Origin of the sequence: Neobacillus drentensis (assembly GCF_036966985.1) — a bacterium.
Classification (GTDB): Bacteria; Bacillota; Bacilli; order Bacillales; family Cytobacillaceae; genus Neobacillus; species Neobacillus drentensis_E.
Genome location: NZ_JBALSN010000270.1, coordinates 1 through 10383, shown reverse-complemented (window position 1 = coordinate 10383; position 10383 = coordinate 1). Strand labels below are relative to the sequence as shown.

11 protein-coding genes are annotated in these 10383 nt (G+C 37.3%); 10 read left to right on the top strand and 1 reads right to left on the bottom strand.

The window, feature by feature from the left end:
- The 9 genes from V7659_RS18155 to V7659_RS18115 all read left to right on the top strand — a co-directional run.
- Positions 1 to 888, top strand: an 888-nt coding sequence (locus V7659_RS18155) for a substrate-binding domain-containing protein (protein ID WP_335541189.1), incomplete at its 5' end; no start/stop codon positions are given.
- 145 nt (positions 889 to 1033) lie between these two features.
- Positions 1034 to 1858 (top strand): sugar phosphate isomerase/epimerase family protein, encoded by an 825-nt coding sequence (locus V7659_RS18150; RefSeq protein ID WP_335541188.1) that lies wholly within the window; start codon positions 1034 to 1036, stop codon positions 1856 to 1858.
- A gap of 1 nt (position 1859) precedes the next feature.
- The gene (locus tag V7659_RS18145; RefSeq protein WP_088089828.1) at positions 1860 to 2945 is read left to right on the top strand and encodes a zinc-dependent alcohol dehydrogenase; all 1086 of its coding nucleotides are present in this window, start codon (positions 1860 to 1862) and stop codon (positions 2943 to 2945) included.
- Between the two features lie 74 nt (positions 2946 to 3019).
- Positions 3020 to 3853, top strand: coding sequence for a sugar phosphate isomerase/epimerase family protein (locus V7659_RS18140; RefSeq protein ID WP_335541187.1), 834 nt, complete (start codon positions 3020 to 3022; stop codon positions 3851 to 3853).
- A 32-nt stretch (positions 3854 to 3885) separates the two neighbouring features.
- A complete protein-coding gene (locus V7659_RS18135) occupies positions 3886 to 4185 on the top strand; it encodes a putative quinol monooxygenase (RefSeq protein ID WP_335541186.1) in 300 nt (99 codons plus the stop codon).
- A 249-nt stretch (positions 4186 to 4434) separates the two neighbouring features.
- Positions 4435 to 5286 (top strand): AraC family transcriptional regulator, encoded by an 852-nt coding sequence (locus tag V7659_RS18130; RefSeq protein ID WP_335541185.1) that lies wholly within the window; start codon positions 4435 to 4437, stop codon positions 5284 to 5286.
- Between the two features lie 259 nt (positions 5287 to 5545).
- Positions 5546 to 6307, top strand: a complete 762-nt coding sequence (locus V7659_RS18125) for an electron transfer flavoprotein subunit beta/FixA family protein (RefSeq protein WP_335541184.1) — start codon at positions 5546 to 5548, stop codon at positions 6305 to 6307.
- Positions 6308 to 6317: 10 nt separating this feature from the next.
- Positions 6318 to 7298 carry an electron transfer flavoprotein subunit alpha/FixB family protein gene (locus V7659_RS18120; RefSeq protein WP_335541183.1) on the top strand — a complete coding sequence of 327 codons (981 nt, stop codon included), beginning with the start codon at positions 6318 to 6320 and terminating at the stop codon, positions 7296 to 7298.
- Between the two features lie 159 nt (positions 7299 to 7457).
- Positions 7458 to 8747 (top strand): MFS transporter, encoded by a 1290-nt coding sequence (locus tag V7659_RS18115; protein WP_335541182.1) that lies wholly within the window; start codon positions 7458 to 7460, stop codon positions 8745 to 8747.
- A 117-nt stretch (positions 8748 to 8864) separates the two neighbouring features.
- Here V7659_RS18115 and V7659_RS18110 read toward each other — a convergent pair whose 3' ends face one another.
- Entirely contained in the window at positions 8865 to 9548 is a 684-nt protein-coding gene (locus V7659_RS18110; RefSeq protein WP_335541181.1) for a GntR family transcriptional regulator, read from the bottom strand.
- 276 nt (positions 9549 to 9824) lie between these two features.
- On the opposite strand from V7659_RS18110, the gene V7659_RS18105 reads away from it, so the two are divergent.
- A partial coding sequence (locus tag V7659_RS18105) for a GntR family transcriptional regulator (RefSeq protein WP_335541180.1) occupies positions 9825 to 10383 on the top strand: 559 nt, incomplete at its 3' end.

Genomic DNA, 10383 nt, shown 5'->3' with positions numbered 1-10383 from the left:
TCCATGCACTATGCAGGAAATGATTTTTCAACTGCCATCATCAATGGTGTAAAAGAAACTTTTGAAAAAATGGGCATAGACGTTGTGGCCGTTACGGATGCACAATTTAAGCCTGAAAAACAAATTTCAGATATCGAAACCATCATGGCTAAAAAGCCAGATATTATCGTAGCTTTACCGGTTGATCCAGTTGCTACGGCTCCTGCTTTTAAAAAAGCAGCAGAAGCTGGCGTTAAACTAGTCTTCATGGATAATGTGCCAAAAGGTTTTCAAGCAGGAAAAGATTATGTAAGCGTTGTTTCATCAGATAACTATGGAAACGGTATCTTTGCCGGTGAAATTATGGGTGATGAACTAAAAGGAAAAGGAAAAATCGGAGTTATTTTCCACGATGTTAATTTCTTTGTAAATAACCAACGTAAAGAAGCATTTGAGAAAACCATTAAAGAAAAATATCCAAATATTAAAATTGTTGCCCATGGTGGAATTATCACTCCTAACGATGCTGAAAAAGTAGCTTCAGGTATGTTAACAAAACACAAAGATCTAGATGGGATTTTTGCGATTTGGGATGTACCAGCGGAAGGAACACTTGCTGCAGCCCGTACGGCAGGAGAAAATGATTTAGTTATCACTACAGTTGATTTAGGAACGAATGTGGCGCTTCAAATTGCTTCTGGAGGGAATGTAAAAGGTCTTGGAGCACAGTTACCATATGAAAACGGAGCTGCGCAAGCTCTTGTTGCCGGATATTCATTACTTGGCAAACAATTAGATCCATACTATGTTGTTCCATCGATGAAAGTTACAAAGGAAAACGTCTTAAAGGTTTGGAAAATGGCTTATCGTCAGGATGCCCCAGAAGTTATCCAAAAGGCAGCAAAATAAACATCGCTTAACCAGTAAGAAAACTAGATTACAAACTTTCAAGAAATAAAGTGAAATAGTGGCCGCTTTTATATGCGGCCACTATTTAAAAAATCTGAAATCCAGGAAAGTTACATAGACAAAATAGTGATAAGGAGATGTTCAAATGATTAAGTACTCTTACAACACGCTAGTATATGCAGGAGAAGATATTGAAACTAGTATTGCTAGACTCTCTAAATATGGTTATAACGGTGTGGAATTTGTCGGTGAGCCAGAACAAATGGATGCAGACCGCATTAAAGGATTATTGGAAAAATATAATATTGAAGCTTCCACTATTTGTGCCATTTATAACACTGAAAGAGATTTAGTTTCCAGTAATGAAAATATTAGAAGAAATGCAGTAGAGTACTTAAAAAGCTGCGTTGATTTTGCCAGCAAAATAGGTGCAAAAGGAATCTCCCTCACTCCAACTGCTTGTATGAAAATTTATGGAGAAGCAGACCGCGAAACAGAATTGAAATGGGCTGAGGAAGGAATACGAGAGGCTGGTATTTATGCTGGAGAACATGGGATTCGTTTGACAGTAGAAGCATGGAACCGATATGAAAACTACTTAATCAATCGATTAGAGCAATCACTTGAGCTGGTCAATCGTGTGAATCTGCCAAGCGTAGGTGTGATGGGTGATACCTACCATATGAATATTGAAGAAATCGATATTGCGGATACGATCAGAATGGTTGGAGATAAATTATATCACCTTCACATCGCTGATAGTAATCGAGCTGCACCAGGCCGTGGTCATATCGATTTCGAGCCAATCGCTCAGGCATTACGTGATATTAATTATAGCGGTTATTTAACGATGGAGCTATTGCCTCCGTTTGCCGATCCTTTTAATGGCACTAGATGTGAAGAGTTTTATGATCAATACACTGATGAGTCAATTACTTTCCTAAAAAACCTTTTTAAGGAGGAAAAATAAGATGGCACAAGATACAGTAGTAAACAATGAAAATTTAGAAGCTGGGTTTGATCAAAAGGTAATGAAAGCTGCCGTGTTATATGGTAAAGAGGATTTAAGATTAGAAGAAGTACCTGTTCCTGAACTTGGGGATAAGGATGTATTGATAAAAGTAAAATATACCGCAGTATGTGGTACTGATCCGCATATTTATGAAGGTCGTTTTCCAGCAAAACTTCCACTGATCTTAGGTCATGAATTTTCCGGTGAAGTGGCAAAGGTTGGTTCTAAAGTGAGCTTTGTACAGCCAGGTGATCGTGTAACTGCAGATATCAATATTAGCTGTGGTACATGCTATTATTGCCGCCATGGCCAAAAATTGCATTGTGAAAAAATAACTCAATTAGGGGTACACATTAACGGAGCATTTGCCGAATTTGTAAGAGTTCCAGAGAGTAATATTCATAAGTTGCCAGATTCTATGTCTTGGATCCATGGAGCCTATATTGAGCCATTAGCATGTGCAATCAGCGGTCAGGATAAAGTTAATGTCCAATACGGTGAAACAGTCGCGATTATTGGCGGAGGTCCAATGGGTATCGCTCATGCCTTACTTGCAAAATTGAAAGGTGCTAGTAAAGTAATCCTTTCCGAACTAAATCCTGCGAGAATTGAATCAGCTAAAAATATTGGTGTTGATTATGTCATAAATGCAGGTGAAGAAGACCCGGTAGAAGCTGTTAAAAGATTAACAGACGGACGCGGTGCTGACGTTGTTATTGAAGCGGTAGGTTCTGCCTATACTTACGCGCAAACGTTTAAATTAGTGAGAAAAGGCGGAAAAATACTGGTTTTTGGAGCAGCCCCTGCAGATGTAACAATTCCTGTAAGTCCATTTGAAATTTACAGCCGTGAATTAACCATTGTTTCCTCCTATGCAGGAACATATGATACCTTCTCTAAAGCGATTGATTTAATCGCAAGCAAGCGTTTTGATCCAACTCCAATCTTCACAAATCATTTTGAATTTGCAGATGTGAAACACGGAATTGAAACGGCAGAGCATAATAAGGATATCCTTAAAACTGTAGTTAAAATCTCAGATTAATATATAGGTAGACAGAGTTCTCTACGGTTTATGTGGGAACTCTGATTTTTTCATAATCTAAGAGGTGAATTCAAATGTTCAAATATAGTGCCACACAATGGATATACGGAAATGAAAGTTTAGAAGATAGCTTAAAAAGGCTGAAGAAATTTGGTTATCAAGGAGTCGAACTCGCTGGCGAGCCGTATACCATTGATATTGAGGAAACGAAAGAACTTTTAACAAAGTATGAACTTGAATGCAGTTCTATTTGTGGAATTTTTACCCCTGAAAGGGATCTTTCCTCATCAAACGACGAAATTAGAAAAAAGGCAGTCGAATATGTGAAAAGATCGGTTGATTTAGCGAAGACTTTACATGCATCAACTCTAATTGTCGTTCCTACTTGTGTTGGTAAACTTAGCCCAGAAACGACGCTTGAGGAAGAATGGAATAATGCCATTCAAAGTGTGAAAGAGGCGGGTCTGTATGCTAAGGAACAAGGAATCACCATAGCCATTGAAGCATTAAATCGTTATGAAACCTACTTAGTTAATAACCTCACCTTAGCCTTACGTTTTGTGGAGGAAGTGAATGTAGAAGGTGTAGGGATTATGGCAGATCTGTTCCACATGAGCATAGAGGAACGAGATATGAGGGATTCGATAATGAAGATCTCACGTTATCTTGCCCATGTCCACATCGCTGATAATACAAGGGAGGCAGCGGGACTAGGACAAACGAATTTTGCACCAGTCATTTCACTGCTTAAAGAACTTGGTTATAAGGGTTATATTACGATGGAGTTCCTACCTGCTGTGTCAAATCCTTATGTGGCTTCAGGCCTTCAAGGGGAAGCTAATATTTTTGATGACTTCACAAAGCAATCTATTAAACATATGAAGGAAATTGTGGAAGCACTATCATAAAAGATATTAAGTATAAAAGGTGGAATTTATAGATGATTATTATCCATGCGTACTTTAAAGTGGAACCACAACAACGTCAAGTATTCCTGGATCAGGCTAACCTTGTAGCGGAACCATCTCAAGCAGAAGAAGGTAATATTAGCTATGAATATTTTGAAAATCCAAAACAGCCTAATACCTTTGTATTTGTGGAAAAGTGGAAGGATCAAGCGGCGATTGGTGTTCACGAAGCGACCGCCCATTTTCAAACCTTCGTTAATATCGTCCTTGGACTATTAAGTGAACCAATCCAAGTACAACTTTTCGATGTAAGCGAAATAAAAGGTGCCTAACTCTTAGTAGCTGTCCTTGCGTTATTAGTAACGAAAGAAAATGTATTAGATACATGGTAATTAAAATCACCAAAAATCTATTCAAGATGCCGTAAAATAAACAACCAGCTGTAATAATAAAGAGGCTCGATTTCTAGAGCCTCTTTTACTGTAAAAGCTCCTTATTTATCAAATAAAGCAGTCGGAGTGTACCTTTGGTCAAAAATGGATTACTTAGAATGCTATTTATAATGAAAGGGGACATACGGCGTGAGAAAATCTTCAGTCCTAATAAATACTCCCCGGTTTATCAATATTAAAGGAATAAAAGAAATCAGTCCAAATTGGATTAAAAAACATTCCGATCCTAATTATACAGAGATTGTGTATATTCAACAGGGGTGTGGAGAGTTTATCTTTGAAGAAAAACCTTTTATCGGACAAGAAGGAGACCTTATATTTATTCCCCCATTTAGTCATATTGAAGGTAAATCTTGTACAGACGATCCTCTCAAAGGGATTTATATCTGTGTTTCGAATCTGCATATTAATGGTAATGATAAAGGTTGTTTAACCCATTCTAATGATCTTCCTATTATTCATTTGCAAGATGAAAAAAAGGAGATTGATAACTACTTAAAAGATATTTTAAGGGAATATCGGACGAAACATGCTGGATATCAAGACGTTATCTCTTCAATATTACAAGCGGTTATTATTAAAATTACTCGTCTCTTGAAAGATTCCGATCATCATTCCTTTTCTCCAGTCTGCCTTGAGGTAAAGAAATATATAGAAGAAAATTTTAGACAAGAGCTGACATTAAACGATTTAGCTAATCTAGTTTATGTAAGCCCCTACCATTTAGCTCATGTTTTCAAGGAAGAAATGGGAGTGCCTCCCATACAATACATGATTTATTGCCGTATAGAAGAAGCAAAACGATTACTTAAGCAATCTAATCTATCTGTAAGAGAAATCGCATCCATCATTGGTTATGAGAATCCAAATTATTTTAATCTTCTATTTAAAAAATTAACAGGTAACCCGCCAGGTAAATACAGAAGGATTACTACATCTAGTTCTGATTTTTCCAAAAGTAAAGGGAAAACTAACACTTGATGTAATGGATTACATCTATTTGAATTTCTTCTGTCTGTAAAACTTATTTCTCGCAGCTAGTCTTTCCATACTAATGGAGAGGCTATTTTTAAAAGGGGAAAAGTAACTTGATAGCGAGCGGAATACGGGGTGAGGGAAAAATTAGAATAGTTTTTGACAGAGTAGGAATAATATTTTGACAATTAACAAGCCTTATGATAATCTATATATAATCGATAATATATAATCAATAATAAAAGTAGAAGAAGGGTGTGTTTCCATGAAACTATTGGTCTGTATTAAACAAACTTTTGATACAGAAGAAAAAATTGAACTTAAAGAAGGAGAAATAGTCGAAGAAACAAGTCAATGGATTGTTAATCCATATGATGAATATGCCATTGAAGAGGCACTTCGATTAAAAGAGGAGCACGGGGGAGAAGTCATCGTTCTAACAATTGGTAAGGAAAGGTCTGAAAGCGCTTTACGTCATGGACTGGCAATGGGGGCTGATCATGCTGTTTTAATTGAAGATGTAGAAAGTGATGAATTTATTATCTCCAAAGTCATAGCTGCCTACGCAAAAGATAAAAATTTTGATTTTATCTTAACTGGGAATCAATCCATAGATAATGGTGCAGGCCAAGTTGGTGTACGGGTTGCGGAAGAGCTTTCAATTCCCCACATTACTTCCGTTGTCAAACTACAAATCGAGAATCAAAGGGTATTGGCGGAGCGAGATGTGGAAGGTGAAACCTATAAAGTTGAAACTCCATTACCTGTTCTAGTTACTTGTCAGCAAGGGCTTAATGAACCTAGATATCCGTCTTTGCCGAATATAATGAAGGCAAAACGCAAATCACTGGAGCATTTAGATGTATCCGATCTAATTGAAAAGAGCGTGGATACATCTAAAAAAACAAATGTCGTAGAAAGATATAAACCCAAGAAACGTAAAGCTTGCACCAGAATAGAGGGAGAGCCAAGTGTAGCTAGCCAAAAATTGGTCAAGCTCCTCTTTGAAGAAGCTAAAATATTTTAGGAGGTAAATTATGGACAGAAAAGTTCTCGTTATCGGAGAAATGAAAGGATCGAAAATCAGAAATGTTTCCCTTGAAGCCCTAACTGCTGCGAAGCAAGTTGCTGGGAGAGGGGAGGTAATTTCCGCCGTTTTTGGAACCCATTCTGCAAAACAAGTGGATTTGCTTTCACAATATGGTGCTGGCCAGGTATATATAATTGAAGATTCCGATTATGATGAATACCATCCTGAATTATATACTCATGCTGTAGTTAAAATTATTCAAGAAACTCAACCTGATGTTATTGTTATGGGGCATACTGGAAACGGCAGGGACCTTGCTCCACGGGCAGCGGCAAGATTAGAAATTGGTTTGGCTAGTGATTGTATCGACATAAATTTGGATGCCAGTGATAATATTGTGGTTACACGCTCTATTTATTCTGGGAAACTATTTGAAAAGAAAAAGTTTAATAGTGTTCCGATATTTTTGACCATACGTCCTAATAATATAACACCTATCCGGTATGGTTCTGAGGCGTCAACTATTCCGTATACAGTTGAGAAACCCTCCCTTACTCTGCTAATCAAAGAGATCGTTCGAAGGGCGGCTGAAAAGGTTGATTTAACGGAAGCCAAGGTGATTGTTGCAGGCGGGAGAGGAGTAAAAAGTGCCGAAGGTTTTAAAGTTTTACAAGAATTAGCAGATGTATTAAAAGGGGCTGTTGGTGCATCACGTGGTGCTTGCGATGCAGATTACTGTGATTATTCGTTACAAATTGGTCAGACCGGTAAAGTTGTAACTCCTGATTTATACATTGCATGTGGAATTTCTGGTGCAATCCAGCATGTTGCGGGCATTTCCAACTCTAAATTTATTGTTGCAATAAATAAAGACCCTGAGGCCCCAATTTTTGAAGTGGCTGACTATGGAATCGTAGGAGATTTGTTCGAGATCGTCCCACAATTGACCAATGAATTTTCCAAAATTCTATTAAGCCAAGTCAAATAGTTGATTATATATTTATAGAAAAAGAAGTGCTTCATTACTTATTCTTCTCATAAATGAAAACGCTTCAAAATAAAGTTTCCTGTTTCAACTTTAGCAAAGACACACCATAGACACACATGACCATGTTCGTATAAATTACCTAATAGGGGATGGGTTCGTATGTTTCGGAATTTCAGATGGTATATTGTCTTTATGCTCTTTCTTGCGGCGATTATAAATTATATTGATCGTAGTGCTTTATCCGTAGCCATGCCTTTTATATCAAAGCGATTTCACCTAGAGCCTGCGGAAATGGGACTAATTCTAAGTAGTTTCTTCATTGGGTATGCATTGTTTAACTTCATAGGCGGATATTTTTCGGATGTTTTCGGACCAAAGAAAGTTTTTGGTACATCTATGGTGGTCTGGTCTATTTTTTGTGGTTTAACAGCGACCGCTTTCAACTTTGTCTCTTTATTTATTGTCCGTTTAATGTTCGGTGTAGGTGAAGGTCCTTTTTCGTCAACTGCAAATAAAGCCGTTAACAATTGGTTTCCGATTAAGGAAAGGGCGCGTGCGGTTGGCATCAATCAAGCAGGTCTTCCAATTGGTGGTGCTCTTTCGGGACCGATAGTCGGCTTTATTGCACTGAAGTTCGGTTGGGAGTGGTCCTTTGTAGTCATTACTTTGATCGGGTTGTTATGGACGCTTCTCTGGATCAAAACAGTCACGGACAAGCCGGAAGATCATCCAAAAGTGAGCAAAGAAGAACTTAAAGTGATTCGAGATGGACAAATGCAAGGAAATACGTCATCTTCAGAGAGCCTTCCATTATCTTATTATCTTAAACAACCTACTATATTAGTAATGGCATTATCCTTCTTTGCGTATAACTACATCATCTTTTTCTTCTTGACCTGGTTTCCAAGTTATCTGACTATGTCTAAAGGCTTGAGTATAATGAAAATGAGTGTTGTAACCATGATTCCTTGGACTTTTGGCGCGATTGGATTGATTGGCGGGGGGATGCTGACAGATTATATATTCAAAAAAACAGGAAAACTTATGTTTTCAAGGAAATTGGTGTTAGTTACTTTTCTGATAGGCGCAGCTATATGTGTTGGTTTAGCAGGAATCGCTTCATCTGTAACCAGTATTGTTATATTAATGGCATTTGGTGTTGGCTTCACATACTTAACTGCACCAATTTATTGGTCGATTATTCAGGATGTAGTTCGCGGTGAGAAGGTTGGAGGAGTCAGTGGCTTTGTTCATGGGCTGGCAAATATTTCAGGAATTATAGGTCCATCAGTCACTGGATTTATTGTTCAATTTACTGGACATTTTACAAGTGCTTTCCTCCTAGCGGGAGGCTTGGGAGTAATTGGGGCGCTGGCAGTCGCCTTTTATGTAAAACCGTTACAATCAGAGGTGGCCAATGAGGAAGTTGTACAAACTAGGACTGTTTAATTAAAAATTACCCATTCAAAACAAGTTTCGTTTAGATATTAATTACAAACCGCAGACCATTAAAAAAGGCTGACCACAAGTTTATGAACTTGGGTCGGCCTTTTTTATTTCGCGAATTCATTTATGATTTTTGGATTGTACTTCCGAACTTGAAGGAAGAGAAGATCTTTGTTGTCGCTCATAGTTAACATGCTCATGAAATGCATGGATACAGCCATCCAAATCCCTGTTTTGGAAAGCCCTTAATATAGGTTCGTGAATGTTCGCTAATTCAGACAGGTCGGTAAAATACACTTGGCTGTTTAGGTACCATATTCGGCTCAGTTTGGAAGTTAAGCTTTCCCAAACGTTACTCAGGAATTTATGGTCTGCCGTTTTATATATTTTTGTGTGAAAGTCCTCATCTGCAATCCTAATTTTTTCTAAGTCATTATTTACTCCAGCAAGGACCATCTCATTATGATAATTTTTGAGTTCTTCTATATCTTCGTCAGTTAATCTTTCAAAAGCTCTTTTAATTGCGAATTCTTCCACAGTGAGACGAAAATCATATAATTGATCAATTTCATCAAGTGAGAAATTCGAAACAAATGTGCCTTTGTTTCGTTGGGTAACGACCAAATCTTCTTCAGCTAATTTTAAAAATGCTTCACGAACAGGTGCCTGACTGACACCATAATTCTTTGCCACCTCTAATTCAACTATACGGTCCCCAGGTTGAAGTTCTCCCTTAATTATTTTTTCTCGCAGTGCTTCAAAAATTTGCTCTGAGAGAGTTTTATTAACAATGGAATTTTTCATAATATCCCTCCTTTTTCTTGTTAATAACCGATAATCGTTAATCGAAATTGTTTTTATAGTATTGTACCACATACTGTAATGAATATCCATTCATTACAGTATTCAATTGTTAATGATCTAGAAAGTTGACGTTTATTTCAGGAAAATAAATTAGATTGAACAGGTTTTTTAAATATAAAAAGATTTTGACGATTTTCAACAACAATGTTATATTGATTATAGATTATATATTATCGATAATTATTTGATTTTGAATTTACTCAAAAGGAGGCGTTTATGAAGAGATCTATTGTGAACAAATCGCTTTCTGACCAGATTCATGAAGCTTTGCGTGATTTAATCATTAAAGGAGAACTTAGGCCGGGAGACAGGATCCTTGAATTGGAAATAGCAAGAGATTTCGGTGTGAGCCAAGCCCCTGTTAGAGAAGCATTATTAAAGCTGGCTGAAGAAGACCTAGTCGTAAGCATTCGGTATAAGGGAACTTTTGTATCAAACATATCAATGGTAGAAACGGAGGAATTATATTGTTTCCGTATCATAATGGAGGAGTTAGCGATCAAAAGAAGTTTGGAAAGATTGAAAGCCGGAGATTTAAGGGACCTTGAAAATTTTTACATTGAGATGGTTCGAGCTGGTGAAACCAATGATTTGGACTCCTTAAGAGTAGCCGATATTAATTTCCATTCAAAAATATTTCACATGGCAGAACATAAATTCATGTATAGTGTGTGGGAGACGTTGGTGTCAAAACTTAATCGAATTTGGTATCTTACAAGCCAAGCGTGTTTCATCAATCTTTCTGAAGTTGCTGCCATTCATGAACCTTTCTTAA

Excerpts from the sequence above, each read along its gene's own strand:
- V7659_RS18150 (WP_335541188.1), top strand. The coding sequence starts at position 1,034 with ATGATTAAGTACTCTTACAACACGCTAGTATATGCAGGAGAAGATATT.
- V7659_RS18145 (WP_088089828.1), top strand. The coding sequence starts at position 1,860 with ATGGCACAAGATACAGTAGTAAACAATGAAAATTTAGAAGCTGGGTTT.
- V7659_RS18140 (WP_335541187.1), top strand. The coding sequence starts at position 3,020 with ATGTTCAAATATAGTGCCACACAATGGATATACGGAAATGAAAGTTTA.
- V7659_RS18135 (WP_335541186.1), top strand. The coding sequence starts at position 3,886 with ATGATTATTATCCATGCGTACTTTAAAGTGGAACCACAACAACGTCAA.
- V7659_RS18125 (WP_335541184.1), top strand. The coding sequence starts at position 5,546 with ATGAAACTATTGGTCTGTATTAAACAAACTTTTGATACAGAAGAAAAA.
- V7659_RS18120 (WP_335541183.1), top strand. The coding sequence starts at position 6,318 with ATGGACAGAAAAGTTCTCGTTATCGGAGAAATGAAAGGATCGAAAATC.
- V7659_RS18115 (WP_335541182.1), top strand. The coding sequence starts at position 7,458 with ATGTTTCGGAATTTCAGATGGTATATTGTCTTTATGCTCTTTCTTGCG.
- V7659_RS18110 (WP_335541181.1), bottom strand. The coding sequence starts at position 9,548 with ATGAAAAATTCCATTGTTAATAAAACTCTCTCAGAGCAAATTTTTGAA.